At 72.5% G+C, this 26,773-nt stretch carries 30 protein-coding genes; 12 read left to right on the top strand and 18 right to left on the bottom strand.

What is annotated here, in order from left to right; all coding sequences use genetic code 11:
* From J2X64_RS16390 to J2X64_RS16380, 3 genes are read left to right on the top strand one after another with little or no spacing between them, the layout of a single operon-like run.
* A complete protein-coding gene (locus J2X64_RS16390) occupies positions 1 to 1,371 on the top strand; it encodes a DUF349 domain-containing protein (RefSeq protein WP_310156803.1) in 1,371 nt (456 codons plus the stop codon).
* Between the two features lie 10 nt (positions 1,372 to 1,381).
* Positions 1,382 to 2,038, top strand: a complete 657-nt coding sequence (locus J2X64_RS16385) for an FMN-binding negative transcriptional regulator (RefSeq protein ID WP_310156801.1) — start codon at positions 1,382 to 1,384, stop codon at positions 2,036 to 2,038.
* 4 nt (positions 2,039 to 2,042) lie between these two features.
* Positions 2,043 to 2,468, top strand: coding sequence for a hypothetical protein (locus tag J2X64_RS16380; RefSeq protein WP_310156799.1), 426 nt, complete (start codon positions 2,043 to 2,045; stop codon positions 2,466 to 2,468).
* 87 nt (positions 2,469 to 2,555) lie between these two features.
* Here the strand turns inward: J2X64_RS16380 and J2X64_RS16375 are convergent, their stop codons facing one another.
* The 10 genes from J2X64_RS16375 to pdxT all read right to left on the bottom strand — a co-directional run bounded on the left by J2X64_RS16375 (position 2,556) and on the right by pdxT (position 12,714).
* Positions 2,556 to 4,865, bottom strand: a complete 2,310-nt coding sequence (locus tag J2X64_RS16375) for a bifunctional (p)ppGpp synthetase/guanosine-3',5'-bis(diphosphate) 3'-pyrophosphohydrolase (protein WP_310156797.1) — start codon at positions 4,863 to 4,865, stop codon at positions 2,556 to 2,558.
* A 50-nt stretch (positions 4,866 to 4,915) separates the two neighbouring features.
* Complete coding sequence (locus J2X64_RS16370; protein WP_310156795.1) at positions 4,916 to 5,467, bottom strand: adenine phosphoribosyltransferase; 552 nt, start codon at positions 5,465 to 5,467, stop codon at positions 4,916 to 4,918.
* 19 nt (positions 5,468 to 5,486) lie between these two features.
* Positions 5,487 to 6,668 carry a protein translocase subunit SecF gene (secF, locus tag J2X64_RS16365; RefSeq protein ID WP_310156793.1) on the bottom strand — a complete coding sequence of 394 codons (1,182 nt, stop codon included), beginning with the start codon at positions 6,666 to 6,668 and terminating at the stop codon, positions 5,487 to 5,489.
* Complete coding sequence (secD, locus tag J2X64_RS16360) at positions 6,665 to 8,479, bottom strand: protein translocase subunit SecD (protein ID WP_310156791.1); 1,815 nt, start codon at positions 8,477 to 8,479, stop codon at positions 6,665 to 6,667. The genes secF and secD overlap by 4 nt, the downstream gene beginning before the upstream one ends.
* 13 nt (positions 8,480 to 8,492) lie before the next feature.
* Positions 8,493 to 8,828, bottom strand: a complete 336-nt coding sequence (yajC, locus tag J2X64_RS16355) for a preprotein translocase subunit YajC (RefSeq protein WP_310156790.1) — start codon at positions 8,826 to 8,828, stop codon at positions 8,493 to 8,495.
* Between the two features lie 156 nt (positions 8,829 to 8,984).
* Positions 8,985 to 10,061 (bottom strand): Holliday junction branch migration DNA helicase RuvB, encoded by a 1,077-nt coding sequence (ruvB, locus tag J2X64_RS16350; protein WP_310157569.1) that lies wholly within the window; start codon positions 10,059 to 10,061, stop codon positions 8,985 to 8,987.
* 29 nt (positions 10,062 to 10,090) lie between these two features.
* The gene (gene ruvA, locus J2X64_RS16345; protein ID WP_310156789.1) at positions 10,091 to 10,711 is read right to left on the bottom strand and encodes a Holliday junction branch migration protein RuvA; all 621 of its coding nucleotides are present in this window, start codon (positions 10,709 to 10,711) and stop codon (positions 10,091 to 10,093) included.
* Entirely contained in the window at positions 10,708 to 11,244 is a 537-nt protein-coding gene (gene ruvC, locus J2X64_RS16340) for a crossover junction endodeoxyribonuclease RuvC (protein WP_310156788.1), read from the bottom strand. Before ruvC ends, ruvA begins: the two co-directional genes overlap by 4 nt.
* Positions 11,245 to 11,347: 103 nt before the next feature.
* Positions 11,348 to 12,109, bottom strand: coding sequence for a YebC/PmpR family DNA-binding transcriptional regulator (locus J2X64_RS16335; protein WP_310156787.1), 762 nt, complete (start codon positions 12,107 to 12,109; stop codon positions 11,348 to 11,350).
* Positions 12,106 to 12,714 carry a pyridoxal 5'-phosphate synthase glutaminase subunit PdxT gene (gene pdxT / locus J2X64_RS16330; RefSeq protein WP_310156785.1) on the bottom strand — a complete coding sequence of 203 codons (609 nt, stop codon included), beginning with the start codon at positions 12,712 to 12,714 and terminating at the stop codon, positions 12,106 to 12,108. The genes J2X64_RS16335 and pdxT overlap by 4 nt, the downstream gene beginning before the upstream one ends.
* A 38-nt stretch (positions 12,715 to 12,752) precedes the next feature.
* Here pdxT and J2X64_RS16325 point away from each other — a divergent pair, with 38 nt between their 5' ends.
* On the top strand, positions 12,753 to 13,304 hold the full coding sequence (locus J2X64_RS16325; protein ID WP_310156783.1) for an N-acetyltransferase: 552 nt from the start codon (positions 12,753 to 12,755) through the stop codon (positions 13,302 to 13,304).
* Between the two features lie 37 nt (positions 13,305 to 13,341).
* Here J2X64_RS16325 and pdxS read toward each other — a convergent pair whose 3' ends face one another.
* Complete coding sequence (gene pdxS / locus J2X64_RS16320; RefSeq protein ID WP_310156781.1) at positions 13,342 to 14,256, bottom strand: pyridoxal 5'-phosphate synthase lyase subunit PdxS; 915 nt, start codon at positions 14,254 to 14,256, stop codon at positions 13,342 to 13,344.
* A 362-nt stretch (positions 14,257 to 14,618) separates the two neighbouring features.
* Between pdxS and J2X64_RS16315 the strand changes: the two genes are divergently transcribed.
* Positions 14,619 to 15,197, top strand: coding sequence for a TMEM165/GDT1 family protein (locus J2X64_RS16315; RefSeq protein ID WP_310156779.1), 579 nt, complete (start codon positions 14,619 to 14,621; stop codon positions 15,195 to 15,197).
* Positions 15,198 to 15,223: 26 nt separating this feature from the next.
* Here the strand turns inward: J2X64_RS16315 and J2X64_RS16310 are convergent, their stop codons facing one another.
* The 5 genes from J2X64_RS16310 to J2X64_RS16290 are packed head-to-tail and all read right to left on the bottom strand — an operon-like array spanning position 15,224 to position 19,042.
* A complete protein-coding gene (locus J2X64_RS16310; protein WP_310156777.1) occupies positions 15,224 to 15,811 on the bottom strand; it encodes a hypothetical protein in 588 nt (195 codons plus the stop codon).
* Positions 15,799 to 16,998 carry a glycosyltransferase family 4 protein gene (locus J2X64_RS16305; protein ID WP_310156775.1) on the bottom strand — a complete coding sequence of 400 codons (1,200 nt, stop codon included), beginning with the start codon at positions 16,996 to 16,998 and terminating at the stop codon, positions 15,799 to 15,801. Before J2X64_RS16305 ends, J2X64_RS16310 begins: the two co-directional genes overlap by 13 nt.
* Complete coding sequence (locus J2X64_RS16300) at positions 16,995 to 17,963, bottom strand: phosphatidylinositol mannoside acyltransferase (protein ID WP_310156773.1); 969 nt, start codon at positions 17,961 to 17,963, stop codon at positions 16,995 to 16,997. The genes J2X64_RS16305 and J2X64_RS16300 overlap by 4 nt, the downstream gene beginning before the upstream one ends.
* A 4-nt stretch (positions 17,964 to 17,967) precedes the next feature.
* A complete protein-coding gene (pgsA, locus tag J2X64_RS16295) occupies positions 17,968 to 18,588 on the bottom strand; it encodes a phosphatidylinositol phosphate synthase (protein ID WP_310156770.1) in 621 nt (206 codons plus the stop codon).
* A gap of 13 nt (positions 18,589 to 18,601) precedes the next feature.
* Entirely contained in the window at positions 18,602 to 19,042 is a 441-nt protein-coding gene (locus J2X64_RS16290; RefSeq protein WP_310156769.1) for a DUF393 domain-containing protein, read from the bottom strand.
* 48 nt (positions 19,043 to 19,090) lie between these two features.
* Here J2X64_RS16290 and J2X64_RS16285 point away from each other — a divergent pair, with 48 nt between their 5' ends.
* Positions 19,091 to 19,582, top strand: a complete 492-nt coding sequence (locus tag J2X64_RS16285) for a hypothetical protein (RefSeq protein WP_310156766.1) — start codon at positions 19,091 to 19,093, stop codon at positions 19,580 to 19,582.
* Positions 19,583 to 19,593: 11 nt separating this feature from the next.
* Positions 19,594 to 20,523, top strand: coding sequence for a hypothetical protein (locus J2X64_RS16280; RefSeq protein WP_310156765.1), 930 nt, complete (start codon positions 19,594 to 19,596; stop codon positions 20,521 to 20,523).
* Here the strand turns inward: J2X64_RS16280 and J2X64_RS16275 are convergent.
* Entirely contained in the window at positions 20,432 to 20,989 is a 558-nt protein-coding gene (locus J2X64_RS16275) for an HIT domain-containing protein (protein WP_310156764.1), read from the bottom strand. The genes J2X64_RS16280 and J2X64_RS16275 overlap by 92 nt on opposite strands.
* Positions 20,990 to 21,057: 68 nt before the next feature.
* Between J2X64_RS16275 and J2X64_RS16270 the strand changes: the two genes are divergently transcribed.
* The gene (locus J2X64_RS16270; RefSeq protein ID WP_310156763.1) at positions 21,058 to 21,621 is read left to right on the top strand and encodes a GNAT family N-acetyltransferase; all 564 of its coding nucleotides are present in this window, start codon (positions 21,058 to 21,060) and stop codon (positions 21,619 to 21,621) included.
* A 95-nt stretch (positions 21,622 to 21,716) separates the two neighbouring features.
* On the opposite strand, the gene thrS is transcribed toward J2X64_RS16270, so the two are convergent.
* Complete coding sequence (gene thrS / locus J2X64_RS16265) at positions 21,717 to 23,705, bottom strand: threonine--tRNA ligase (protein WP_310156761.1); 1,989 nt, start codon at positions 23,703 to 23,705, stop codon at positions 21,717 to 21,719.
* 136 nt (positions 23,706 to 23,841) lie between these two features.
* Here thrS and J2X64_RS16260 point away from each other — a divergent pair, with 136 nt between their 5' ends.
* The 4 genes from J2X64_RS16260 (at position 23,842) to J2X64_RS16245 (ending at position 26,766) form a co-directional block, all read left to right on the top strand.
* On the top strand, positions 23,842 to 24,600 hold the full coding sequence (locus J2X64_RS16260; RefSeq protein WP_310156759.1) for an N-acetyltransferase: 759 nt from the start codon (positions 23,842 to 23,844) through the stop codon (positions 24,598 to 24,600).
* A 33-nt stretch (positions 24,601 to 24,633) separates the two neighbouring features.
* Positions 24,634 to 25,296, top strand: a complete 663-nt coding sequence (locus tag J2X64_RS16255; RefSeq protein ID WP_310156757.1) for an SDR family oxidoreductase — start codon at positions 24,634 to 24,636, stop codon at positions 25,294 to 25,296.
* 116 nt (positions 25,297 to 25,412) lie between these two features.
* Positions 25,413 to 26,237 (top strand): GCN5 family acetyltransferase, encoded by an 825-nt coding sequence (locus J2X64_RS16250; RefSeq protein WP_310156756.1) that lies wholly within the window; start codon positions 25,413 to 25,415, stop codon positions 26,235 to 26,237.
* Positions 26,206 to 26,766 (top strand): GNAT family N-acetyltransferase, encoded by a 561-nt coding sequence (locus tag J2X64_RS16245; RefSeq protein WP_310156754.1) that lies wholly within the window; start codon positions 26,206 to 26,208, stop codon positions 26,764 to 26,766. Before J2X64_RS16250 ends, J2X64_RS16245 begins: the two co-directional genes overlap by 32 nt.
* Positions 26,767 to 26,773 lie beyond the last annotated feature (7 nt).

Genomic DNA, 26,773 nt, shown 5'->3' with positions numbered 1-26,773 from the left:
GTGACCGAGCAGACGCCCAAGCCCACCCCGCCGAAGCCGGGCCCGCCCTCTCCCGCGGCCGTGCGCAAGGTCGCCCACCCGCCGGCCCCCGCGCTGACCCCCGCCGCCCCGAGCGGTCCGCCTGCAGAGTCGTTCGGGCGCGTCGCCGAGGACGGGACCGTCTTCGTGCGCACGACCGACGGCGAGCGTGAGGTGGGCGCCTACCCGGGTGCCACCCCGGAGGAGGCGCTGCACTACTTCGCCCGCAAGTACGACGAGCTCTACGCCTCGGCCGACCTGCTGCACCAGCGCGTCACCACGACCGACCTGTCGGCCAAGGACGGCGCCGACGGCCTGGCCAAGCTGCGCGAGCACTGCGCCGAGGCGAACGTCGTCGGCGACCTCGCCGCCCTGGACACCAAGGTCGCCGAGATCGAGCAGGCGGTCACCGCCCGCCGCGAGACCGAGGCCGCCGAGCGGTCCGCCGCCCGCGCTGCCGCGGCGACCGAGCGCGAGGCGATCGTCGCGGAGGCCGAGAAGATCGCCGCGCAGCCCGAGAACAAGGTGCAGTGGAAGGCCAGCGGAGCCCGGATGCGCGAGCTGCTCGAGGAGTGGAAGAAGCACCAGCGCTCCGGCGCCCGCCTCGACCGCGAGACCGAGGGTGCCCTGTGGCAGCGGTTCTCCGCCGCCCGCAACAGCTTCGACAAGGCCCGCCGCGTCCACTTCGCCCAGCTCGAGGGGACCCAGGCCGAGGCCAAGGCCGCCAAGGAGGCGCTCGTCGCCGAGGCCGAGTCGATGACCACCAGCACCGACTGGGGCTCGACCGCCGGGGCGTACAAGCGGCTCATGGACCGCTGGCGCCAGGCCGGGCGGGCCTCCCGCGCCGACGACGACGCCCTGTGGGAACGGTTCAAGGCCGCCCAGGACGCGTTCTTCTCCGCCAAGGACGCGATCGCCGCGCAGGAGGACGAGGAGTACCGCGCGAACCTGTCGGTCAAGGAGGAGCTCCTCAAAGAGGCCGAGGCGATCCTGCCCGTCACCGACCTCGACGCCGCCAAGGCCGCCCTGCGCGCCGTCCAGGACAAGTGGGATGCCGCCGGCCGGGTCCCGCGCGCCGACGTGGACCGGATGGAGAAGGGCATGCGCCGGGTCGAGCAGGCCGTGCGCGACGCCGACGACAAGCGCTGGAACCAGACCAACCCCGAGGTCGCCGCGCGTGCCCAGAGCATGGTCGACCAGCTCGAGGCCTCCGTGGCCTCGCTCCGGGCGGACCTGGAGAAGGCCCAGGCGTCCGGCAACGAGCGCAAGGTCAAGGACGCCCAGGCCAAGCTCGAGGCGCAGGAGCAGTGGCTGGCCCAGGCCCGGGGCAACCTCGACGAGTTCTCCGGCTGACCGGGGCTCCGTGTACGCGCCCGCGTTCAACCGGGTCGACGACGAGGACGCCGCGCGCCTGATGGTCGCCCGGGCCGGTGCGGGCGAGCTCATCTCGGTCGGCCCGGACGGCTACCCGGCGGCGACGCTGCTGCCGGTGCTCTGGCGCGGTGACCGCGTGCTCGCGCACCTGGCACGCGCCAACCCGCACTGGCAGCAGATCGGGGCAGACTCCCCCGGCCTGCTCGTCGTGGGAGGACCGCAGGCCTACGTGTCACCGAGCTGGTACGCGTCGAAGGCCGAGCACGGGCGGGTGGTCCCGACGTGGAACTACACCACGGTACACCTCACCGGGCGGGTGCGCGTGCACGACGACATCGAGTGGCTGCGCGCGCTCGTCACCGCGCTGACCGAGGAGCACGAGGCCGGTCGGGAGCACCCCTGGGCGGTGTCCGACGCACCCGAGGCGTACGTCGCCGGGCAGCTGCGCGGCATCGTGGGCGTCGAGCTCGTGGTGGAGCGGGTCGAGGCCAAGGCCAAACTCAGCCAGAACCGCTCCGAGGCGGACCGGTCCGGGGTCGTCGAGGGGCTGCGCGCCGACGGCGGCCCTGGCACGGCGCAGGTGGCCGACCTCATGCAGGCTGCACTGGACCAGCCCGGGCCGGTGCGGCCGAACCCGCGCGGCTGACGACGTGGTCGACACCGCGGCCGCCGCGCTGCTCGGGGCCGCCGGCCTGCACGCAGGCTTCCAGCTGACCGTCACCACGCTCGTCTACCCCGCCCTGGCCCGGGTCGACGGCTCACGCTGGCCGGAGGCCCACGACCGGCACAGCCGCGCGATCACCCCGGTCGTCGGGGTCGTGTACCTGCTGCTGCTGGCGACCGGTGCCTGGGCCCTGGCGACCCTGCCGCTGACGGCTTGGCTCGTCACTGCCGTCGCGGGCGCCGGGATCGCGCTGGCCACCACTGCGTTCGTCGCCGCTCCCCTGCACGGCAGGCTGGGGCGCGTGGGCCCGGACCCGTCACTGATGCGCCGGCTGCTCGTGGCCGACCGGGTCCGCTGCACCGGCGCGCTGGTCTGCCTCGCCGGAGCAGCCCTCGTCTGCCTGCGCCCCTGACAACACGGCGGTTGCTGGCGTGAGACGGCAGTTCTGGACCGCCGTTTCACGTACGCAACTGCCGTTTTGCGGGGGTGCGATGGGGGGTCAGGCCTTGGCGGCCGTGGCCTTGGTGCCGGTGATCCGGTAGACGTCGAAGACGCCGTCGATCCTGCGGACTGCCTTCATGACGTGCTCGAGGTGGCTCGGGTCGCCCATCTCGAACGTGAACTTGCTGATCGCCACCCGGTCCCGTGAGGTCTGCACGGACGCCGACAGGATGTTGACGTGCTGGTCCGACAGCACCCGCGTCACGTCCGACAGCAGCCGGTTGCGGTCGAGCGCCTCGACCTGGAGCTGCACGAGGAAGACCGACGCCGACGACGGCGCCCACTCGACCTCGATCATCCGGTCGGGCTGGGAGAGCAGCGACTCGGCGTTGGTGCAGTCGGTGCGATGGACCGAGACGCCGTTGCCGCGGGTGATGAAGCCCATGATCGGGTCACCAGGGACCGGAGTGCAGCAGCGCGCGAGCTTGACCCACACGTCGGCGGTCCCCACGACGACCACGCCCGGGTCGCCCGAGCGGCGGCGCATCGAGCGCGTCGGCGTGGTGGCCTCGGCGAGGTCCTCCGAGGCGCCCTCCTCGCCACCGAGCGAGGCGACGAGCCGGCCCACCACGTGCTGGGCGGACACGTGCCCCTCGCCCACCGCGGCATACAGGGCGTCGATGTCCTGGTAGCGCAGCTCGGAAGCCAGCCCGGTGAGGGTCTCCACGGTGAGCAGGCGCTGCAGCGGCAGGCCCTCCTTGCGCATCGCCTTCGCGATCGCGTCCTTGCCGGTCTCGATCGCCTCCTCGCGCCGCTCCTTGGAGAACCACTGCTTGATCTTGTTGCGGGCGCGCGGGCTCTTGACGAAGGTCAGCCAGTCCCGCGACGGCCCGGCGCCGTCGGCCTTGGAGGTGAGCACCTCGACGACGTCGCCGTTCTCGAGGGTGGACTCCAGCGGCACGAGCCGGCCGTTGACCCGGCCGCCGATGCAGTGGTGGCCGACCTCGGTGTGCACGGCGTACGCGAAGTCGACGGGGGTCGAGCCCGCGGGCAGCGCGACGACCTCGCCCTTGGGCGTGAAGACGTAGACCTCGCGGGCGTTGATCTCGAACCGCAGCGAGTCGAGGAACTCCCCCGGGTCCGAGGTCTCCTTCTGCCAGTCGAGCAGCTGGCGCAGCCACGCCATGTCGCTGATCGGCCCGGTCTCGCCGTCCCTGGTGGCCGCGGCCGAGGCGGTCGCGTCCTCCTTGTACTTCCAGTGCGCGGCGACGCCGTACTCGGCGCGACGGTGCATCGTGTGGGTGCGGATCTGGATCTCGACCGGCTTGCCCTCGGGCCCGATGACCGTCGTGTGCAGCGACTGGTACATGTTGAACTTCGGCATCGCGATGTAGTCCTTGAACCGCCCGGGCAGGGGGTTCCACCGCGCGTGCAGCGCACCGAGGGCCGCGTAGCAGTCGCGCACCGAGTCGACGAGGACGCGTACCGCGACGAGGTCGTAGATGTCCTCGAAGTCGCGGCCGCGCACGATCATCTTCTGGTACACGGAGTAGTAGTGCTTGGGCCGGCCGGTGACCGTGGCCTTGATCTTGGCGGCCTTGAGGTCCTCGCTGACCTGCTCGCGGACTCCCGACAGGAACTCCTCGCGGGCGGGGGCGCGTTCGGCCACGAGCCGGACGATCTCGTCGTACACCTTCGGGTAGAGCGTCGCGAACGACAGGTCCTCGAGCTCCCACTTGATGGTGTTCATGCCGAGCCGGTGCGCCAGCGGGGCGTAGATCTCGAGGGTCTCGCGGGCCTTGCGCTGCGCGGACTCGACCGAGACGTACCGCCACGTGCGGGCGTTGTGCAGCCGGTCGGCGAGCTTGATGACCAGGACGCGGATGTCCTTGGCCATCGCCACGACCATCTTGCGGACGGTCTCGGCCTGGGCCGCGTCGCCGTAGGTCACCTTGTCGAGCTTGGTGACGCCGTCGACGAGCATCGCGACCTCGTGGCCGAAGTCCTTCTCCAGCTGGTCGAGCCCGTATGCCGTGTCCTCGACCGTGTCGTGCAGCAGCGCCGCAGCCAGCGTGGCCGGCGTCATGCCGAGCTCGGCGAGGATCGTGGTGACCGCGAGCGGGTGCGTGATGTACGCGTCCCCGGACTTGCGCTTCTGGCCCCGGTGGGCCTCCTCGGCGACGACGTACGCGCGCTCGATCACGGTCAGGTCGGCCTTGGGGTGGGTGGCCCGGACCGTCTGGAGCAGCGGCTCGAGGACGGGGTTCGTCGGGCCCCCGCGGGCGCCGAAACGCGCCAGCCTGGCGCGGACCCGGCTCGCCGAGGACGCGCCCGTGGGCACGGGCCCGGTGACGACGTCCTCAGTCATGACAAGAGCCTACGTGATGCGGCGTCGGCTCCGGCGCGGGTCTGGGCGTCTCAGTCCCCCGTGACGACGACCGTCGTGTGCACCTCGCGCCCGGCCAGGCGGTCACGGCCGTCGAGGAAGGTCAGCTCGACGAGCGTCTCGAACGCCACCACGGTGGCGCCGACCTGCTCGACGAGCCTGCAGGCCGCCTCGGCGGTCCCGCCGGTGGCCAGCACGTCGTCGACGACGAGCACCCGCGCGTCCGGCTCGAAGCCGTCCTCGTGGACCTCGATGGTCGCGTTGCCGTACTCGAGCGCGTAGGACAGCGACACCGTGGCACCGGGCAGCTTGCCGGCCTTGCGGATCGGGACGAACCCGAGGCCGAGCTCGTGGGCCAGGGCGGCGCCGAAGATGAAGCCTCTGGCCTCGACGCCCGCGACGACGTCGACGCGCCCGGCATACCGCTGCGCCATGTCGCGCACGACGTCCCCGAACAGCGCACCGTCGGCGAGCACCGGGGTGACGTCCTTGAACACCACCCCGGACTCGGGGAAGTCGGGGATGTCGCGCAACGTGCCGTCGACACGCTCGGCGAGGGTCGTGACGGACTCGTCGGTCGTCATGGGGTGCCTCCGGCCCGGCTCAGCGGCGCGACTTGGGCGCACGCCGCGGCTGGTTCCGCGGGCCGGAGGTGGCGTACCGGTGCGTCTCGCGGGCGACCGCGGTGCGCGCAGCCGCCGGGACACCCTCGCGGTCCGCCGACTCCTCGCCCTCGACGCCGTCCGCCGGCTCCGGCGCCTCGTGGGCGTGCGGGGCGACGTCGTGCGAGGTCGGCGCACCGTGTCGCTGCTGGTAGCGCAGGGCGGCCTTCTCGAGCTGCTGCACCGCCGGCTCCTTCGCCCGCAGGGTCACGAGCAGCGGGGTCGCGATGAAGATCGAGGAGTACGCGCCGATCGCCATGCCGATGAACAGCACGAGCGAGAGGTCGAGGAGCGTGCCGGGGCCGATCGTCGCGAAGCCCACGACGAGCACCGCCAGTGTCGGCAGGAGCGCGACCACGGTGGTGTTGATGGAGCGGACCACGGTCTGGTTGACGGCGAGGTTGGCGGCCTGGGCGTACGTGACCCGCTTGCCGGCGAACGCCTCGTTGGTGTTCTCGCGCACCTTGTCGAAGACGACGACGGTGTCGTACAGCGAGTACCCGAGGACGGTCAGGAAGCCGATCATCGTCGCCGGTGACACCTCGAAGCCGGTGAGGGCGTAGATGCCGACCGTGATGATCATGTCGTGCACCAGGGCGACCAGGGCCGACAGCGCCATCTTCCAGGTGCGGAAGTACAGCGCCATGACCAGCATCGTCAGCACGAGGAAGACGACGAGCGCGCGCAGGGCCTGCTGGCTCAGCGAGGCACCCCACGACGGGCCGATGAAGCTCGCGCTCACCTTGTCGGTGGGGACGTCGAACTCCTTGGCGAGGGCGTCGCGGACGTTCGCCGACTGCGCGTCGTTCAGCTGCTCGGTCTGCACCCGCACGGTGTTGCTGCCGAGCTTGGTGACGTTGGCGTCCTGGGCCGAGCCGACCGAGCGGACGGCGTCCTTGGCGCGGGACTCGTAGCTGGACGTGCCTGCGGGCGTGGTGGAGACACGGAACTCCGAGCCACCCGTGAACTCCAGGCCCAGGTTGAGCCGGAACACGATCAGGCCCACGAGCGCGATCAGCATGACGACGCCGGACGCGGTGTACCAGCGACGGCGGTTCTCGATGAACCGGACCGACCGCTTGCCGGTGTAGAGGTCGTTGCCGAGCTGGGCGAAGTTGATCATCGGGCGCTCCCCTGGGTCGCGGTGGCGGCGGGTGCGGCGAACCGACCTCGTCCCACGTAGCGCGGCGTCACCTTGGCCCCGAGGCGCTCAGGGCTGAGGCCGGACCACTTGTGGCCGCCGCCGAAGAACTTCGTCTCCGCCAGGATCCCCACCACGGGGTGGGTGAACAGGAAGACGACGAGGATGTCGAGCAGCGTCGTGAGGCCGAGGGTGAAGGCGAAGCCACGCACCCCGGAGGACGCCAGGAAGTACAGCACCACGGCGGCGAGGAAGTTGACGCCGTCGGCGACGAGGATGGTCCGGCGGGCACGCCGCCAGCCGGTCTCGACCGCGGCACGCAGCGGCCGGCCCTCGCGGACCTCGTCGCGGACGCGCTCGAAGTAGACGATGAACGAGTCGGCCGTCACGCCGATCGCCACCACCAGGCCCGTCACGCCGGCCATGTCGAGTCGGTAGTTGTGCGACCAGCCGAGGATCGTGATGAGCAGGTAGGTCAGCAGCCCGGCGATCGCGATGCTGGCCACGGTGACGAAGCCGAGCGCGCGGTACTGGAACAGCGAGTAGACCGCGACGAGGAGCAGGCCGACGAGTCCGGCGAGCAGGCCCATGGTGAGCTGCTCGGATCCCAGGGTCGGGCTGATCTGCTCACGCGTCTGCAGGGTGAACGAGATCGGCAGCGCGCCGAACTTCAGCTGGTTGGCCAGGGCGCGGGCGCTCTCGATGGTGAAGTTGCCCGTGATGCTCGCCGAGCCGTTGAGGATCGCCTCGTTGAACGACGGCGCGACGATCGACCGGTTGTCCAGGACGGCCGCCATCCGGTTGCGGGGCGACTCGAGCCCGACCATGCGCTTGCTCGCCTCGCCGTACGCCTTGGCGCCGGCGGACTTGAACGACAGCTGGATCTCGACGGTGCTCGAGGGCTGGCCGTTGGACAGCGGGCGGTAGCCGGCGGCAGCCTTGTCGATCTGGTTCCCGTCGACGATGACCGGGCCGAGGATGAACTTCTCGACACCGTCGTCGCTGCAGGTGACCAGCGGCTTCTTGGGGTCGTTGACGATGTTGTCGAGCACGCCCGGCTTGGAGCAGTCGAGCGCCTGGAACTGCTGCTGCAGCTCCGGGGTCACCCAGGCGAGGTCGTTGGGGTTGGTGGGCGTGGCGCCGGTCGCGCCGGTGGTGGCGGTGCCCGTCGGGGTGGCTGCCCCGGTGGTGGCCGTCGCCGCGCCAGTGGTCGCCGAGGGGGTGGGCGGCGGGGTCGTCGCCTGGAGGAACGAGCCGGGCAGCGCGCTCTTGGCCGTCGTCGTGGCCGCACCGGACGCCGTCGGGACGGGTGCGGTGGCCGTGCCGGTGGCCGTGCCGGTGGGCGAGCCCGTCGCGGTGCCGGTCGCCGTTCCGGTGCTGGTCGGGGCCGGCTGGGGCGAGCCGGGACCGGAGACCAGGACGCCGCGGAACTGCATCTGCGACGAGCGCCGGATCGCGTCCTCGTCCTGCCTCGAGGGCTCACCCGGCATGGACACGACGATGTCGTTGCCGCGGGTGGTCACCTCCGCGCCGGAGACACCGTTGGAGTCGATGCGCTGCACGATGATCCCGCGCGCCTGGTCCAGCTGCTGGCTGGACACCTTCTGGGCACCGACCAGCTTGGGCTGCAGCACCATCTCGGTGCCGCCCTCGAGGTCGAGGCCCAGCTTGGGCGTCCAGCTGCCGGTGCCCCAGGTGTTGGCGCTGAACAGCAGCGCCCCGAGGACCACGGTGATCGCGGCCAGCCAGGCCAGGACCTTCAGCGGCTTGCGGGTGTACGGGTTGAGTGCCACGGGCTGGTTACCCCTAGTCGGTGGTGCTGGGCGCGTCGGTGGACGAGGTGCCATCGGCGGACGGGGTGCCGTCCGTCGCCGGCGCGGTCGTCCTGGTGCCGATCGCACGCCGGTCGAAGCGGACGGTGACCCCCGGGCTGACCTCGAGGGTGACGACGGAGTCGTCGAGGGAGGTGATGCGGCCGAAGAGGCCGGACGTCGTGCACACCTCGTCGCCCACGGACAGCCCCGCCTGCAGGTTCTGCGTCTCCCGCTGGCGGCGCCGCTGGCTGAAGACCATGAAGACGATCAGCGCGACCGGCAGGAGGAAGATGAGCAGGCTGGACGCGGACGAGCCGCCGTTCGACATGGGAGAGGTCCTTCGGGCAGGGTGCTTGGACGCGCCGGGCTGGGCGACCGCCCGAGTGTAGGTGACACCGGGCATACCGACCAACGTGGCCCGCGGGGGTCGCGTTCCAATCGTGACCTACGCGTGGGGTGTGCCGAAAGCACCTCCCCGGCGGCTTCAGCCGCCGAACCGGCCCTCGCCCTCGAGCGGCAGCGGCACCTGCACGTCAGCGCCCGCAGGGGGTGTGAGACCGAGGTGCGCCCAGGCCAGCGCCGTCGCGGCCCGGCCCCGTGGCGTACGCGTCACGAGCCCCTCGCGCACGAGGAACGGCTCGGCGACGGTCTCGACCGTGTCGGCCTCCTCCCCCACTGCGACGGCCAGGGTCGACAGGCCCACCGGGCCCCCGGCGAAGCGGCGGCACAGCGCGTCGAGCACGGCGCGGTCGAGCCGGTCGAGCCCGCGGTCGTCGACGTCGAAGAGGGCCAGGGCCGCGTGGGCGGCCTCCTCGTCGACGACGTCGCGGCCGTGCACCTGCGCCCAGTCGCGCACGCGGCGCAGCAGCCTGTTGGCGATGCGGGGCGTGCCGCGGGACCGCCGGGAGATCTCGAGGATGCCGGCCTCGTCGGCGCTCACGTCGAGCAGGCGTGCCGAGCGGTGCAGGATCGTCACCAGGTCCTCGGTGGCGTAGAAGTCGAGGTGGCCGGTGAAGCCGAAGCGGTCGCGCAGGGGTGCCGGCAGCAGGCCGGCACGTGTCGTGGCGCCGACGACGGTGAAGGGCGGGAGCTCCAACGGGATGGCCGTCGCGCCCGGGCCCTTGCCGACCACGACGTCGACCCGGAAGTCCTCCATCGCGAGGTACAGCATCTCCTCGGCGGAGCGGGACATGCGGTGGATCTCGTCGAGGAAGAGCACCTCGCCCTCGGACAGGGACGACAGGACGGCGGCGAGGTCGCCCGCGTGCTGGATCGCCGGCCCGCTGGTGATCCGGATCGGGCGCTCGAGCTCGGTGCCGATGAGCATGGCGAGGGTCGTCTTGCCGAGGCCGGGCGGCCCGGAGAGCAGGACGTGGTCGGGCGCGCTCCCCCGGCGACGCGCCGCCTCGAGCACGAGCGAGAGCTGGTCGCGCACCCGCGACTGCCCGGAGAACTCGCTGAGGCGCCGGGGCCGCAGGGCGTTCTCGACGGTGCGCTCGTCGGCGTCGCTGCCGGGGTCGACGACGCGGGCCGTGGCGTCGACCGACCGGTCCTCGTACATCTCGGAGGAGAAGCCGTCCGCCACTGCGCTCACCGGCCCAACTCGCGCAGGGCGGCCCGGAGCATCGCCGAGACGTCGGGCGTGGCGCCGGGAGCAGCCGTCCCGTCGGCGCCGTCCGCGACGCGGGCGACGGCGTCCTCGGCCTGCTTGGCGGTCCAGCCCAGCCCGGTCAGCGCCTCGGTGACCTGCTCGCGCCAGGGGGCGACGGTCCGGGCGACGGGGGCGCCGGCCGCGGCGGCGGTCGCCGAGGGCAGGCCGATCTTGTCGCGCAGCTCGAGGACCATCCGCTCGGCGCCCTTCTTGCCGATGCCGGGGACCTTGGTGAGCGCGGCCACGTCGCCGCCGCCGATGGCCGCGCGCAGGCGGTCGGGCGGCATGACGGACAGCATGGCCAGGGCCAGCCGGGGGCCGACGCCGGACACGGTCTGCACCTGCTCGAAGACGTCGCGCTCGTCGTCGGTCGCGAAGCCGTAGAGCGTGAGGCTGTCCTCGCGAACCACGAGGGTGGTGGCCAGCACCGCCTCCTGGCCCCGGTGCACGGAGGCGGCCGTGGCCGGTGTGGTGTGCAGCAGCATCCCGACCCCGCCGACCTCGACGACGACGCGGTCGAGCCCGGCGTGCAGGACCGGCCCGCGGACGGAGGCGATCACGACGACACCGCCTTGAGGCGGGCGCGCTCGGACGCGGCGGCGAGGGCGAGCCGGCGGTCCCCGGCGCCGCGCCAGTGGTGGCAGATCGCCAGGGCGAGGGCGTCGGCGGCATCCGCCGGCTTGGGGGCGACCTCGAGGGCGAGGATGCGCGTGACCATGGTGGTGACCTGTGCCTTGTCGGCGCGGCCCTGGCCGGTGACGGCGGCCTTGACCTCGCTGGGGGTGTGGGTGACGAGCGGCAGGCCACGGCGCGCCGCCGCCAGGAGCACCAGGCCGGACGCCTGGGCGGTGGTCATGACGGTCGGGACGTGGTCGGCTGCGAAGACCCGCTCGAGCGCGATCGCGTCCGGCTCGAACCGGTCGAGCCAGGCGTCGAGCTGGTCCTGGAGGTAGACGAGCCGCTCGCCCGTGTCCCTGTCGCCGGGCGTGCGCACGACGCCCACGGCCACCATCGTCAGGCGGCCGCCGCGGCTCCCGTCGACGACACCGAGGCCGCACCGGGTGAGCCCGGGGTCGACACCGAGCACGCGCACGTCAGTCCCTTCCGTCCGAACAGGTGTTCGGTCGAACGCTACACACGACGGCGCCCGCTCCCCCGCAGTGACACGCGAGGGGCGGGCGCCGGTGTCCGGGGTCCTAGTCCTCGTCCTCGAGCTGGGCCAGGACGTCGTCCGGGATGTCCCCGTTGGCGAAGACGTCCTGCACGTCGTCGGAGTCCTCCAGCGCCTCGATGACGCGGATCATCTTCCGGGCGCCCTCGAGGTCGAGCGGCACCTGCAGGTTCGGCACCCACGAGGCCTCGGCGGAGTCGTACTCCACGCCGGCGTCCTGCAGGGCGGTCCGCACGGCGACGACGTCGGTCGCCTCGCTGACGATCTCCCAGGTGTCGCCGTTGTCGTTGACCTCGTCGGCACCGGCGTCGAGGACGATCTCGAGGATGTCGTCCTCGCCCTGGCCCTCGGTCTTCGGGACGATGACGACGCCCTTGCGGTCGAAGACGTAGGCGACCGAACCGGGGTCGGCGAGCTGGCCGCCGTTGCGGGTCAGCGCGGTGCGGACCTCCGCAGCGGCCCGGTTGCGGTTGTCGGTGAGGCACTCGATGAGGACGGCCACGCCGCCGGGCGCGTAGCCCTCGTACGTGATGTTCTCCCAGTCGGCACCGCCGGCGGTCGCGCCGCTGCCGCGCTTGACCGCGTTGTCGATGTTGTTGTTCGGGACCGAGGACTTCTTCGCCTTCTGGATGGCGTCGTAGAGCGTCGGGTTGCCCGCGGGGTCACCGCCGCCCTGGCGCGCGGCGACCTCGATGTTCTTGATGAGCTTGGCGAAGAGCTTGCCGCGCTTGGCGTCGATGGCAGCCTTCTTGTGCTTCGTGGTGGCCCATTTGCTGTGGCCGCTCATGCGTTGCCTCTCACGATCTCGACGAACAACTGGTGGAACCGGTGGTCACCGGTCACTTCCGGGTGGAAGGAGGTGGCCAGCAGGGCCCCCTGACGAACGGCGACGATCCTACCTGCGGCGGGACCCTCCTCGACGTGGGCCAGCACGTCCACCGCGTCGCCGACCTGCTCGACCCAGGGCGCGCGGATGAAGACCGCCCGCATGGGGGCGCCCCCGATCGCGTGGATGTGCAGGTCCTCCTCGAAGGAGTCCACCTGGCGTCCGAACGCGTTGCGCCGCACCGTCATGTCGATGCCGCCGAGCGTCTGCTGGTCGGGGCGGGCGTCGGCGATGCGGTCGGCGAGCATGATCATCCCCGCGCACGAGCCGTATGCCGGCATACCGCCCGCGATGCGCGCGCGCAGCGGCTCGTACAGGTCGAACGCGCGGACGAGCTTGTCCATCGTCGTGGACTCGCCGCCGGGCAGCACCAGCCCGTCCACCCCCTCGAGCTCGACCGCGCGCCGGACGGGGACGGCACGGGCACCGGCGTCCTCGAGGGCGCGCAGGTGCTCGCGGACGTCTCCCTGGACGGCCAGGACACCGATCGTGGGCTGCGTGGTCACGGCGGGAATGCTACGACCGCCCTCCTAGGCTGGACCCCGTGCCCCTCCCCGACGTGCCGCAGCCCGGCGCCGTGCGCATCCGCGAGCGCACCCCCGACGACCTCCCCGCCCTCGCCCGCGTGCTCGCAGCACAACAGCCGCACACGGGGTACCCGCAGCGGTGGCCGCTGCCGTGGCCGGTCGAGTCGTTCCTGCGGCGCCAGGGCGAGCTCGGCGCGTGGGTGGCCACCCTCGCCGACGCCGACGCGCCCGTCGGACACGTCTCGGTGACCGAGGTGATGGGCGACGGGCCCGAGGTCGACGGCTGGGTCGCCGGCACGGGGCGGCCGGTGGAGGACCTGGCCGCGGTCTCGGTGCTCTTCGTGGACCACGAGGTCTCGGGGCTCGGCGTGGGCCGGGCGCTGCTGGAGGCGTCGGTCGCGTTCATCCGGGGCAGCGGACGCGTGCCCGTGCTCGACGTGGTGCAGGAGACCGAGCGCGCGGTCCGCCTCTACCAGCGCTCGGGGTGGCAGGTCGTGGGCGAGGCGCGCCCGTCGTGGCTGCCCGACACCCACCGGCCGGTGCTGCTCATGGCGCTCCCGGAGGCGTAGAGCGGGCGGCCGGCGGGGGTCCCGCCGGCCGCCGGTGTCACCAGCCGCGCTCCGCCAGGCGGTGCGGCTCGGGGATCTCGTCGACGTTGATGCCGACCATGGCCTCACCGAGGCCGCGGGAGACCTTGGCGATCACGTCGGGGTCGTCGAAGAACGTCGTCGCCTTGACGATCGCCTCGGCGCGCTGGGCCGGGTTGCCGGACTTGAAGATGCCGGAGCCGACGAAGACGCCCTCGGCGCCGAGCTGCATCATCATCGCGGCGTCGGCCGGGGTGGCGATGCCGCCCGCGGTGAAGAGCACGACGGGGAGCTTGCCCTTCTCGGCCACCTCCTTGACGAGGTCGTACGGCGCCTGCAGCTCCTTGGCGGCGACGTAGAGCTCGTCCTCGGGCAGGTTCTGCAGCCAGCGGATCTGGTCGCGCATCTTGCGCATGTGGGTCGTGGCGTTGGAGACGTCACCGGTGCCGGCCTCGCCCTTGGAGCGGATCATGGCCGCGCCCTCGGTGATGCGGCGCAGTGCCTCGCCGAGGTTGGTGGCCCCGCAGACGAAGGGGACGGTGAACGCCCACTTGTCGATGTGGTTGCTGTAGTCGGCCGGGGTCAGCACCTCGGACTCGTCGATGTAGTCGACACCGAGGCTCTGCAGCACCTGGGCCTCGACGAAGTGGCCGATGCGGGCCTTGGCCATCACCGGGATCGAGACGGCCTCGATGATGCCGTCGATCATGTCGGGGTCGGACATCCGGGAGACGCCGCCCTGGGCGCGGATGTCGGCCGGGACGCGCTCGAGTGCCATGACGGCGACGGCGCCGGCGTCCTCGGCGATCTTGGCCTGCTCGGCGTTGACGACGTCCATGATGACGCCGCCCTTGAGCATCTCGGCCATGCCGCGCTTGACGCGCTGGGTGCCGGTGCCGGGCGGGGTCGTGGGGGTGGTCGTGTCGGCGGACATGAAGGTGCCTACTTCCGGTCGTTCAGAGGGCGCAGCGCAGGGGGCGCGCTTCGCCTCCATGGTAGTTGGTGGCCGGGGGTCGGTATGCCGGGGAGTCACCAGCGTGGGGCGGCGCCCCCGGGCCGCCCGCGGGGCCCGATGACGGACAGGCCGGCCGCACGGCATACGCTGGTCCGCGAAAGGGAGTAGTCCCCAACCGCCGCGTCGACACACTGACCCCCGGGTCCGGTGCGGTGGGCCACCCTCCGCAGGTGGCGGACGAGACTTTCGACCGGTTCGACGTACCCACGACGGGCGTCCTGGTCGAAGGGACGTCCGGTCAACGGGTCTCCTCGGCCCGGGTGCCGGAGGAGAGACACCCCATGTATGCATTCCTGCTCAGCACTGCCGTCATCTTCGTCGCCGAGCTCGGCGACAAGAGCCAGCTGATGGCCATGACGTTCGCGACGAGGTACCGGGCGCGGCAGGTGCTGCTCGGCATCACGGTCGCGACGGCCGTCGTCCACCTCGCCTCGGTCGGGATCGGCCGGCTCGTCGGCACGGCGTTCAGCGACCACCAGTGGCTGGTGAACGTCGTGGCCGGCGTCGCCTTCCTCGGTTTCGCGGCGTGGACGCTGCGCGGGGACGAGCTCACCGAGGACGAGGCCGACAAGGCCCGCCGCAGCACCGGCGCCGCCCTGCTGGCGGTCGGCACGGCCTTCTTCCTCGCCGAGCTCGGCGACAAGACGATGCTCGCCACCATCACCCTCGCCGCGAAGGAGGGCTGGTTCGGGACGTGGGTCGGCAGCACCCTCGGCATGGTGCTGGCGGACGCGCTGGCCATCGGCGTCGGCGCGGTGCTCGGCCGCAAGCTCCCCGAGAAGGTCGTCAAGGTCGGGGCCGCGGTCGCGTTCCTCGTCTTCGGCGTCGCCCTCGTCGTGCAGGGCCTGCTCGCCCGCTGACACCCGAGGCGGGTGCGGCGCGCGGGTCAGGTGCTGCGGACGGCCGGCGGCAGCTCGTCGTCGAACTCCACGGTCCGGGGCAGCTCGGCGTGGCCGGCGAGCCGGAAGACCCGCACGACCTGCTTGCGTCGGACCCGCCGGACGTCGGTCACGGCGTCGTTGTGGAACCGGCGGGCGAGCTGCACCCGCATCCCGGCGGCCTCGACCCGCTCCAGCGCCGCGGCGGCGAGGCCCGCGGGGTCCTGGCGCAGGTGGGCGACGACGTCCGCGGTCAGGGCGGCCTGGAGCGCCTCGGTCAGGCCGCTCTCGATGCCCTCGCGCGGGCCGAACACCTGCCCCTCGAGCAGGTCGTCCTCGAGTGCCCGCTCGTTGTGCGCCTCGAGCGACTCCGAGGCCGCACTGACGAGCATGAGCGCGGAGGCAGGGTCCAGCGCGCCGGAGTTGGCCAGCTCGAGGGTCGCCTCGGCGCGGCGGACCAGCTGGGCGTCGAGGGCGGACAGCGACCCCTCCACGCGGGTGTGCAGGCGGTCGAGCCGGGCGGCGCTGTAGGACAGGTACCAGGCGACACCCAGCAGGAGGGCGACGGCGAGCGCACCCCACGTCAGCGCGTCCACGTCTCCTCACCTCCCCGGCGTCCGCGCAGCAACCGTGTCCACCGCGTGTCCGACCCCGAGTCGTAGCGGCCCTCCTCGGCTCCGTGCGTCACCATCTCGTAGACCGCCATCACGTCGCGTGCCACCTCCGACCAGTCGAAGACCAGCGCGCGCCGGTGTCCCTCCTCGGCGAGCCGGGCGCGCTCACGCGGGTCCTCCAGCAGGCCGCAGAGCTTGGCGGCGAGGTCCTCGTGGTCCTCGTTCGCGAACATCACGCCGGTGCGGCCGCCGTCGAGCACGCGCACGAACGCCGCCAGGTCGCTCGCGACGACCGGGGCACCCGCGCTCATCGCCTCGACGAGGACGATGCCGAAGGACTCGCCGCCGGTGTGGGGCGCGACGTAGGCGTCGACGGAGGACAGCAGCGCCGCCTTGTCGTCGTCGGAGACCATGCCGAGGAACTCGGTGGCCCGGGCCACCTCGGGCGCCATCCGCTCACGGGCGGCGTCGACGTCGCCCGGCCCTGCGACGAGCAGTCGCGTGCCGGGGTGCGTGCGCAGAACCGGCGACATCGCGGCCGACAGCACCGGCAGGCCCTTGCGCGGCTCGTCGATCCGGCCCAGGAACGCCAGGGTCGGGGCATCGGGGGTGCCCTGCCACGCCGGGTTCGGGGCGGCCGTCGCGAAGCGGGCGACGTTGACGCCGTTGGGGATGACGACGGCGTCGCCGCCGAGGTGCGTCGTCACCGTGCGCCGGGCGTCCTCGGACACCGCGATCCGCGCACTGATCTTCTCCAGGCTCGGCCGCAGCAGCGGGTAGGCCGCCTGCATGGCACGGGAGCGCAGGTTGCTCGTGTGGAAGGTCCCGACGATGGGGCCCTCGCCCGCCCACAGTGCGAGCAGCGAGATGCTGGGCGTCACGGGCTCGTGGATGTGCAGCACGTCGAAGTCGCCCTGCTCGAGCCACCGGCCGACCCGCGCCGCGGTGACCGGGCCGAAGCTGAGCCGAGCGACGGAGCCGTTGTAGCGCACCGGCACCGCGCGCCCGACCGACTCGACGTAGTCCGGCAGCGGCGTGTCGTCGTCGGCAGGCGCCAGGACCCGGGCGTGGTGCCCCTCGGCCAGGAAGTGCTCGGCGAGGTCGCGGACGTGGAACTGCACACCCCCGGGGACGTCGAACGAGTACGGGCAGACGATGCCGATCCTCACCGTCGCACCTCGTCACCCTGCTCGGCGCCCGGGGCACCGGCAGAGGAGGCCGCGCCCGGCAGGTCCTCGAGGAACACCCGCTGGAGCATGTGCCAGTCCTGGGTGTGCTCGCGGATCGCGCCGCCGAGGGCGTCGGCGCACTGCTGGGTCATGGCCACCGCCTTGGCGCGGGTCGCCCCGCTCGTCGGGACGGTCACGCGCTCGTGGAAGGTGATGACGACCCGGTGCCGCCACGACGGCTGCTCCATCGGCTCGTAGTGGATGGACACCGGGAACAGCGCGGCACCGCTGGCCAGCGAGAGCGCAGCCGGCCCTGCCGCCATGGAGGTGCGGTGGCCGCACAGGTCGACCTCGACCCCTCGCGCGGTGAGGTCGCGGTCTGCGAGCAGCGGCATGAGCACCGGCTGGGCCAGGTGGCCGCGCAGCTGGGCGAACACGTCGCCGCCACCGGTCAGCGGCAGGATCGTCATGCCCAGCGACTCGCGGAAGGCGAGGAACTCGGCATACACCTCCTCGGGCTCGAGCCGCTCGGCGACGGTGACGACGGGGGCGATGGCGCGCGTGCCCCACGCCCCGGCGAGGTCCCAGTTGCCGAGGTGCCCGAGGAAGCAGACGACCGGCCGCCCCGCGGCGATCTCGGCCCGCACGGGCGCGTCCCCCACGACGCGCACGGAGGCCTCGAGCTCTGCCCGCGTGCGGTCGGGCAGCCGGAACGCCTCGCAGTAGTAGCGCATGTACGAGCGCATGCCCGCCTTGACGAGCGCGTCGAGCTCGGGCTCCCCCAGCTCGGGCCGCACCTTCGCGTAGTTGGAGCGCAGCCGCCGCACGCCCTTGCCGCCGCGGGCGACGGTGAGGTCGGCTAGCCGGTCGAAGACCGTGTATGCCGTGCGCTCGGGGAGGCGGCGTACCGCCCCCCAACCGAGGCGGTAGCCGCCGAGGGCGAGGACGTCGCCGATGCCGCCCACGGGCTCAGGCGGTCTCGGCCAGCGCCTGGCGGCGCACCATGAGCATGCGCTGCACGACGGTGACCAGGCTGGCGACGGCCAGCAGCGCCAGCACGACGCCGAGCACGACCTCGGGCAGGCCCAGCCCGACCAGGCCCGTCGTCACGAGCACGGCCACGAGCCGGTCGGCCCGCTCGGCGATGCCGACGTTGGCGGTGAAGCCGAGGCCCTCCGCACGCGCCTTGGCGTACGACACGACGCTGCCCAGGATGAGGCAGGCCAGCGCAAGACCGGCCATGAGGAAGTTGTCCCCGCTGCCGGCGTACCAGAGCACGAGGCCGCCGAAGATCGCCGAGTCGCCGACGCGGTCGAGCGTGGAGTCGAGGTAGGCGCCCCAGTTGCCCGAGCGGCCCGACATCCGCGCCATCACGCCGTCGACGGTGTCGGAGAAGACGAACAGGGTGACGACGAGCGTGCCCCAGAAGAAGTTCGTCCCGCCCCGGGGATAGAAGGCGAGGGCGCCGACGCAGACACCGATGGTGCCGACGGTCGTGACGACGTCGGGGCTGATCCCGAGCTTCAGGAGGAACCGGGCGACCGGCGTGAAGACCTTGGTGAAGAAGGCGCGCGCGTACTTGTTGAGCATGGTGGGCGCCAGCCTACTGAGCCGAGGGCCCAGCGGTGCCCGACGCGGCCGGTGCCGTTGCGGGCTGCGTGGGCGCACACGCCGGCGTGCCGCCCGGGAGCTGGTAGCGGTGGTCCGCCACCCACGTGTAGACGCGTCCGGCCACGGCGCGGATGCCGGGAGCGGCCACCAGCCACCCGAGGGGCCGCCAGGGCGGGGCGCCGTGGCGAAGACCCTCGGCGATGGCGAGGTGGGCCGAGGCCACGGTGCCGTCGGGGCGGACGTACTGGGCCGCCTCGATGCACTGTGCCTCCGTGAGGCCGAGTGCCGCGAGGTCGAGCTCCTGCCACGGCTGCAGGTCGTAGCGCCCACGCCGGTCGACCCACCGCTTGGCGAACCGCGCACTGGTGGTGCAGAAGCCGCAGTCGCCGTCGAAGACGAGCACCCCTCGACCGGTGCCGCTGCTGGAGTCCATGGGGCCAGTGTGGCATCCCGCGCAGGACGCTCTGGCACCATGTGCGCCATGACGGGGGCAGGGGTGCGACGGCTGGGACGGCTCGCGCTCGGGTGGCGGCTCCTGGTGACGGCGGCGGTCGTGGTGACGGCGGCGATGGGGACGCTGGTCGGCAACGACGACTGGTGGCCGTTCGCGCCGATGTCGCAGTACGCGTTCTCGGTGCGCAACGACGGCGTCATCAACTCCCTCGGCATGGACGCGCTGACGGTCGACGGCGAGGTCGTGCGCGTGCCCCTGTCGAAGGAGAAGATCGGCATCGAGCGCGCCGAGGTCGAGGGCCAGGCCCCGCGGATCATCCGCCACCCCGAGATCCTGCAGGACATCGCGGTCCTGCACTCGCGCCGGCTGCCGCACGAGCCGGCGTACCGGACGATCTGGCTGCGCAACACCCAGACCCGAATCAGGACGGGCGAGGTGGTCGTCACGACCCTGGCCACCTGGGAGGTCCGCGACCCGCTGCACCCCCGGCCCACCGGCATACCGGGTGGTGCGCCGTGAGCGGGCAGGGCGTGAGCGGGCAGGGCGTGAGCGGCGCGGCGGTGGTGCGCGGCGCTGAGGCCGTGCGGCGCTTCTTCGCCCCGGCGCTGCCGCCGGCGCGGGTGGCCTGGCTGCGACGGGTCGTCTACCCGTTCGTGTGGCTCGACGTGCTCTGGATCGTCACCGACCCGATCCCCCACGGCGACGTCCCACCCAGCCTCTACCGCGGCCTGCTCGTCCGGGACCTGCTCCACCTGCCGGTCCCGTCGCACGACTACGTGCGCTGGCTGCTGGGCGTCATCCTCGTGAGCTCCGCCGTCGCCGCGACCGGCCGCCTCCCGAGGCTGGCGGGCTGGGTGTGTGCCGTCGGGATGCTCGACTGGGTCAGCAACGCCTTCGCGTACTCCAAGGTCGACCATGACCACTTCGCGCTGGTCGTGGCCCTGTTCGTCCTCCCGACCGCCGGCCGGGCGAGCACGCGCGAGGTGGACGAGCGGACGGAACGCGCCGGCTGGGCGCTGCGGATGGTGCAGGTCGGGGCGGTCTGCATCTACGCCCTCTCGGCGTGGGCGAAGATGCGGTTCGGCGGCTGGGGCTGGGCCAACGGCGCCACCCTCATCTGGGCACTCACGAGGCGCCCCAACGGGATCGGCCCGTGGGTCGGGTCGCACCCCGCGCTCACCCACGCGCTGCAGTGGGTCGTGCTCGTCGCCGAGTTCTGCTCCCCCGTCCTGCTGTGGTTGAGGGGCCGGGCGCTGTATGCCGGGCTGCTCTTCTGGGCAGGCTTCCACCTGAGCACCTACGTGATGCTCAAGATCCACTTCCTGCCGCTGGTGGTCTGCCTGCTGGCGTTCCTGCCGCTCGAGCGGCTCAGGCGTCCCCGCGCGCCCGCGGCCACGCCGCGACGAGCTGGGTCCGAACGTCCTCGAGCAACGTCGGGAGCGCCTTCGTCTGCCCGATGATGGGCAGGAAGTTGGCGTCGCCACCCCACCGGGGCACCACGTGCTGGTGCAGGTGGGCCTGCACCCCGGCACCGGCGACCGCACCCTGGTTCATGCCCAGGTTGTAGCCGTGCGGGGCGCTCGAGGCGTCGAGGGCTCCGATGGCGGCCTTGGTCAGCGCGGTGAACTCGGTGGTCTCCTCGTCGGTGAGGTCGACGTAGAGCGACACGTGGCGGTACGGGCACACCAGCACGTGACCGGGGTTGTACGGGAACAGGTTCATGACGACGTAGCAGTGCTGCCCGCGGTGGACGATGAGCCCGGTCGCGTCGTCCTTGCCGGGCGCGGCGCAGAACGGGCACCCGTCGCCGGCGTCCTCGCTCGGCCGCTCCCCCGTGATGTACGCCATGCGGTGCGGCGTCCAGAGGCGCTCGAACCCGTCCTGCACCCCGGCGAAGTCGGTGTCCCGCTCGAGCTCGTCGGTCATGCGGCGATCCTAGGGGCCCGTGCGAACGAGGGAGGCGGCGCCGGTCGGCCTGCACCACAATGACCGGCGTGTCCGCACCGAACGACCCTGCTCCTGCCGCCCCCGACCCCGCTCACACCTCGGCTCCCGCTGCTCCCGACCCCGCTCACACCTCGGCTCCCGCTGTCCCGCTCCCGGCGATCCGGCCCGCGACGCCCGAGGACGCCGGCGCGCTGGCCGAGCTGTTCTGGCAGGTGCGGACCGAGTCCGTGCCGAGCATCCCGATGATCGTGCACCCACGCGAGAGCGTGCTGCCGTTCGTCGAGACCGTGCTGCTGCGCGAGTTCGAGGTGTGGGTGGCGCAGGACGACGACACCCTCGTCGGGTTCCTGGCCCTCATGCCGCCGGACCAGCTGGGCCACCTGTACATCACGTCCGGGTTCACCGGGCGCGGGCTGGGGACGCAGCTCCTCGGACTGGCGAAGACCCGGTTCCCGGACGGGCTGCAGCTGTGGGCGTTCCAGAGCAACGAGGGCGCGCTGCGGTTCTACGAGCGGCACGGGTTCGAGCCGGTCGAGTGGACCGAGGGCGACAACGAGGAGCAGGCCCCCGACGTCCGGATGGTCTGGAAGCCGTCGGCCACCGGCGGCTGACGCGTCGAGGGGCCAGGACATGCCGGGACGGACGACGGTCCGTCGGCATGTCCTGGCCCCTCGACGGCAGCGACGCGAGCCGGCCGGGTCGGGTCTCAGACCTGGCGGCGTGACTCCACGGCCTCGAGCACCTCGGCCACGGCCTCGGCCACCGGGACGCCGTTCTTCTGCGAGCCGTCGCGGTAGCGGAAGGACACGGCCCCCTTGGACCGGTCCTCCTCGCCCGCGATCAGCACGAACGGCACCTTGGACTTGCTCGCGTTGCGGATCTTCTTCGGGAACCGGTCGTCGCTGTCGTCGACCTCGACCCGGATCCCCTTGACGCGCAGCTGGTCCGCGACCTCGTGGAGGTACTCGGAGTACTCCTCGGCGACGGGGATGCCGGTGACCTGGACCGGGGACAGCCAGGGCGGGAACGCGCCGGCGTAGTGCTCGACGAGGACGCCGATGAACCGCTCGATCGACCCGAACTTGGCCGAGTGGATCATGACCGGCTGCTGGCGGGTGCCGTCGGCGGCCTGGTACTCGAGCTCGAACCGCTCGGGCTGGCTGAAGTCGTACTGGATGGTCGACATCTGCCAGGTGCGGCCGATCGCGTCGCGGGCCTGGACCGAGATCTTCGGGCCGTAGAAGGCGGCGCCCCCCGGGTCGGGGACGAGCTCGAGGCCGCTGCCGTCGGCGACCTCCTGCAGGATCGCGGTCGCCTCGGCCCACTGCTCGTCGGTGCCGATGAACTTGTCCGGCTTGCTGTCGTCGCGGGTCGACAGCTCGAGGTAGTAGTCGTCGAGCCCGAAGTCGCGCAGCAGCGAGAGCACGAAGTCGAGCAGGTGGCGGACCTCGTCGGGTGCGCCCTCCTTGGTGACGTAGGAGTGGCTGTCGTCCTGGGTGATCATCCGCACGCGGGTCAGGCCCGACAGCACGCCGGACTTCTCGTCGCGGTAGACGGTGCCGAACTCGAAGAACCGCAGGGGCAGCTCGCGGTAGGAGCGGCCGCGGGACTTGAAGATGAGGTTGTGGATCGGGCAGTTCATCGCCTTGAGGCGGTAGTTCTGCCCGTCGACGTCCATGGGCGGGAACATGCCCTGCGAGTAGTAGGGCAGGTGACCCGAGGTGTAGAAGAGCTCCTCGCGGCTGATGTGCGGCGAGCCGACGTAGCTGAAGCCCTCCTCGAGGTGCCGCCGCCGGACGTAGTCCTCCATCTCGCGCTTGATGACCCCGCCCTTGGGGTGGAACACCGGCAGGCCGGCGCCGAGGACCTCGGGGAACGAGAACAGGTCGAGCTCGGCACCGAGCTTGCGGTGGTCGCGCTTCTCGGCCTCGGCGAGCCGGTCGAGGTAGGCCTTGAGGTCCTCCTTGGTCGGCCACGCGGTGCCGTAGATGCGCTGCAGCTGCGGGTTCTTCTCGCTGCCGCGCCAGTAGGCGCCGCCGCTGCGCATCAGCTTGAACGCGTTGCCCAGGACCTTGGTGGTCGGCACGTGCGGGCCGCGGCAGAGGTCGCCCCAGGCCCGCGAGCCGTCGCGGCGGACGTTGTCGTAGATGGTGAGCTGCGCTCCCCCCACCTCGACCGAGGCGCCCTCGGCGGCCTCCTCGACGTCGCCGGATGCGCCGCCCTTGAGCCCGATGAGCTCGATCTTGTACGGCTCGTCGGCCAGCTCGACCGCGGCGTCCTCGTCGCTGACCTCGCGGCGCACGAAGGTCTGGCCCTCGTTGACGATGCGCTGCATGACCTTCTCCAGCGCCTTGAGGTCGTCGGGGCTGAACGGTTCCTCGACGTCGAAGTCGTAGTAGAAGCCGTCGCGCACGGGCGGGCCGATGCCGAGCCGCGCCTTGGGGTTGACCTCCTGCACGGCCTGGGCGAGCACGTGGGCGGCACTGTGCCGGAGCACGTCGAGGCCGTCCTGCTCCTGGGCGGTCACCGGCTCGACGGTGTCGCCGTCGGCGAGGACGTGCGCGAGGTCGCGCAGCGCGCCGTTGACCCGGGCGACGAGCACGGCCCGGTCACCCTCGAAGAGCTCGGCCGCAGTCGTCTGCTCCGGCACCGATCGCTCGCTCCCGGCGACGTGGACGGTGATCTCGGCAGGCACGCTGGCTTCTCCTCGGGTGGGTGGTGCAGATCGGTGCTCGATGGGTGCCGGCGCAGCCTGCGCGCGGCACCACGATGCTATCCGCCGGACGGAAATGGCCGCGCGTGAGTATCGGCGCGCGGCATACCGTCGCGGCATGGACCTCGAGATCGTCACCCTCGCCGAGCGCCCGGACCTGGCCGAGCAGCTGTGGGACTTCGACGACCTGTGGCCCCGGTTCATGCAGCAGGACCCGATCGGCGACCTCTACTACTCCCGCACCGCCACCCGGTACGCCGAGTTCACGCTGCTCGCTTTCGACCGCGACGACCCGGGCGGCCGCCCGGTGGCCCGCTCCTGCGCAGTGCCCTTCGCCATGGGCGCGGGGCTCGGGCGGACCGAGCTGCCCGAGGACGGCTGGGACGGCGTGATCCGCTGGGCCTGGCTCGACGACGTGGCCGGCCGGGAGCCGACGCACGTGTCCGCGCTGGAGGTGGCGATCCGGCCCGACCTGCGCGGCACCGGGCTCGCGTCGGTCCTGCTCGAGGCCAAGCGGGCCAACGCCGTCCGGCTCGGCTTCACCGAGCTCGTGGCCCCGGTGCGCCCGAGCGGCAAGCACCTGGAGCCCCGGGTGGCGATGCGCGACTATGCCGCGCGCACCCGCCCGGACGGCCTGCCCGTCGACCCCTGGTTGCGGCTGCACGTGCGGGTCGGCGCCGAGGTGGTCGGCGTGTGCCCGCGTGCGATGACCATCTCCGGCACCCTCGCGCAGTGGCGCGAGTGGACCGGTATGCCGTTCGACGCGACCGGCGACGTCGTCGTCCCCGGGGCGTTGAACCCGGTGCACTGCGACGTCACCCACGACCACGCCGTCTACGTCGAGCCGGGCGTCTGGGTACGCCACCGCCTCCGCTGAGCACCCTGCGCCGACCGCTGGTAGACAGGTCGCATGCGCGTCGTCATCGCCGGTGGACACGGCCAGATCGCCCTCCTGCTCGAGAAGCGGCTCGCCGATGCGGGCCACGACCCCGTCGGCCTCGTGCGCAACCCCGACCACGAGCGGGACGTCCACGCGGCCGGCGCGACTCCCGTGGTGCTGGACCTCGAATCGTCCTCCGTCACGGACGTCACCCACGTGCTGCAGGGCGCGGACGCGGTCGTCTTCGCCGCTGGCGCCGGGCCGGGCAGCTCCGCGGAGCGCAAGGAGACCGTCGACCGAGCCGGGGCCGCCCTCCTCGCGGACGCCGCGTCGGCGGCGGGAGTCGCCCGGTACGTCATGGTCTCCTCGATGGGCACCGACAAGGCGGACCCGACGTCGGACGACGTGTTCCAGGTCTACCTGCGGGCCAAGGCGGCCGCGGACGCCGACCTGCGCGGCCGGTCCGACCTGGTCTGGACGATCGTGCGTCCGGGCCGCCTCACCGACGACGCCCCCACGGGCCGGGTCACCGTCGGCACGTCCCTGCCCAGCGGGTCGATCGCCCGGGCCGACGTGAGCGACGTGCTGCTGTCGGTGCTGGAGAGCCCGGCTGCCGACCGGCGCCAGTTCGACGTCGTCTCGGGCGAGACGCCGGTGCGGGACGCCGTCGCGTCCCTCATCTCGCTCGGCTGACCAGGGATCTCGCTCGGCCGGGCGGGCGGCTCGTCCCCACGAGGGGACCGACGCCCCTCCGCACCTCCCCCACGCGGCGGAGTCCCACCCGGTTTCCGCCACCCACACTGGGCGACATGGAGGAGTCCGAGGCAGTCCGCGTCGCCGAGCCCGCCGAGGCCGAGTTCATGCACGCCATGGCCCGGCTCGCACCCGCGAAGGTGCAGCACGAGCTCGGGATGGCCCAGGCGCGGCTCGGGGGTGGCGTCGCGCTCGTGATGAGCAGGGACCCGACGGGCGGCTACTGGAACAAGGCACTCGGCTTCGGCGTCACGGAGCCGGTGACGGGTGACCTCGTCTCCCAGGTCCTCGACTTCTACCGCGCCCACGACGGGCAGGGCGCCGTCATCCAGGTCGCGCCCTCCGTGCTGCCCGACGACTGGGACGACATCTGCGCCCGGGAGGGCCTCGTCGCGGGCTCCGTCTGGGTGAAGCTGCTCCGCGACGCCGGTCCCGCGGCGCCCGCGACGACCGACCTGCGGGTTGCGGAGGTCGGGGCCGACGACGCGCGCGCCTGGGCGGAGGTGCTGTGCCGCGGCTTCGGGATGCCGTTGGGCCCGTTGGTCGACATGGTGGCAGGGGTCGTGGTGCCGGGGTCGCCGTTCGTGCCGTATGCCGCGTGGGACGGCGACAGCCTCGTCGCCAGTGCCAGCCTCATGCTCGCTGACGGGGTGGCGGCCTTCTGCGGTGCGGCGACCCTGCCGGAGGCGCGCGGCCGCGGCGCGCAGTCGGCGTTCTTCGAGCACCGCGTCAACCGCGCGGCGCAGGCCGGGTGCCGCTGGCTGAGTGCCGAGACGTGGAAGCCGACCGCCGAGGCCCCGCACAACCCCTCGTTGGCGAACATGCAGCGCGCCGGGTTCGATGTGGTCTATGAGCGCACGAACTGGACCTGGCGCGCCTGACCAGCACCTGGACCGCACCCTCGCCCCGGGCGACGCGGTCGACGAGCCGGCTGCGCGTCTGCGGCTGGACCGGGTGGACTTCCTCGACCCGAGGGTGCAGCGGCTGGTGGAGGAGGTGCAGGCCCACTACGTCGTCATCTACGGCGGGCCCGACGACTCCCCGGTCGACCCCAGCGAGTTCGCGGCGCCCCAGGGGTGCTTCCTGTTGGGGACCGTCGACGGCGAGCCCGTCGCCATGGGTGGGTGGCGGATGCGGCCCGAGCTCAGCGGGGTGGTCGGTGGGCGCAGCGCCGAGGTGAAGCGGATGTACGTCGCCGACGCGGCCCGCCGCCAGGGCCACGCCCGGCGGGTCCTCGGTGCCCTGGAGCAGACGGCACGCGAGGAGGGTGCCGAGCTCCTGGTCCTCGAGACCGGGACGATGCAGCCCGAGGCGATCGCCCTCTACGAGGCCAGCGGCTACACCCCGACCGTGGCCTTCGGCCACTACGCCGACTCCGAGCTGTCCCGGTACTACGCCAAGCGACTCTGAGGCGGCC

The organism is Phycicoccus sp. 3266 (assembly GCF_031456495.1).
Classification (GTDB): Bacteria; Actinomycetota; Actinomycetes; order Actinomycetales; family Dermatophilaceae; genus Pedococcus.
The sequence above is the reverse complement of the archived record's forward strand: the minus strand, read 5'-3'. Positions and strand labels throughout refer to the sequence as shown.

Bases quoted from the DNA above. Each gene is read 5' to 3' on its own strand.
- J2X64_RS16245 (WP_310156754.1), top strand. From the start codon at position 26,206: ATGAGCGCACGAACTGGACCTGGCGCGCCTGACCAGCACCTGGACCGC.
- J2X64_RS16260 (WP_310156759.1), top strand. From the start codon at position 23,842: ATGGACCTCGAGATCGTCACCCTCGCCGAGCGCCCGGACCTGGCCGAG.
- J2X64_RS16375 (WP_310156797.1), bottom strand. From the start codon at position 4,865: ATGACTGAGGACGTCGTCACCGGGCCCGTGCCCACGGGCGCGTCCTCG.
- J2X64_RS16335 (WP_310156787.1), bottom strand. From the start codon at position 12,109: ATGAGCGGCCACAGCAAATGGGCCACCACGAAGCACAAGAAGGCTGCC.
- secF (WP_310156793.1), bottom strand. From the start codon at position 6,668: ATGATCAACTTCGCCCAGCTCGGCAACGACCTCTACACCGGCAAGCGG.
- pgsA (WP_310156770.1), bottom strand. From the start codon at position 18,588: ATGCTCAACAAGTACGCGCGCGCCTTCTTCACCAAGGTCTTCACGCCG.
- J2X64_RS16290 (WP_310156769.1), bottom strand. From the start codon at position 19,042: ATGGACTCCAGCAGCGGCACCGGTCGAGGGGTGCTCGTCTTCGACGGC.
- pdxS (WP_310156781.1), bottom strand. From the start codon at position 14,256: ATGTCCGCCGACACGACCACCCCCACGACCCCGCCCGGCACCGGCACC.
- J2X64_RS16255 (WP_310156757.1), top strand. From the start codon at position 24,634: ATGCGCGTCGTCATCGCCGGTGGACACGGCCAGATCGCCCTCCTGCTC.
- yajC (WP_310156790.1), bottom strand. From the start codon at position 8,828: ATGTCGAACGGCGGCTCGTCCGCGTCCAGCCTGCTCATCTTCCTCCTG.
- ruvB (WP_310157569.1), bottom strand. From the start codon at position 10,061: ATGTACGAGGACCGGTCGGTCGACGCCACGGCCCGCGTCGTCGACCCC.
- J2X64_RS16275 (WP_310156764.1), bottom strand. From the start codon at position 20,989: ATGACCGACGAGCTCGAGCGGGACACCGACTTCGCCGGGGTGCAGGAC.
- J2X64_RS16285 (WP_310156766.1), top strand. From the start codon at position 19,091: ATGACGGGGGCAGGGGTGCGACGGCTGGGACGGCTCGCGCTCGGGTGG.
- J2X64_RS16370 (WP_310156795.1), bottom strand. From the start codon at position 5,467: ATGACGACCGACGAGTCCGTCACGACCCTCGCCGAGCGTGTCGACGGC.
- J2X64_RS16250 (WP_310156756.1), top strand. From the start codon at position 25,413: ATGGAGGAGTCCGAGGCAGTCCGCGTCGCCGAGCCCGCCGAGGCCGAG.
- J2X64_RS16315 (WP_310156779.1), top strand. From the start codon at position 14,619: ATGTATGCATTCCTGCTCAGCACTGCCGTCATCTTCGTCGCCGAGCTC.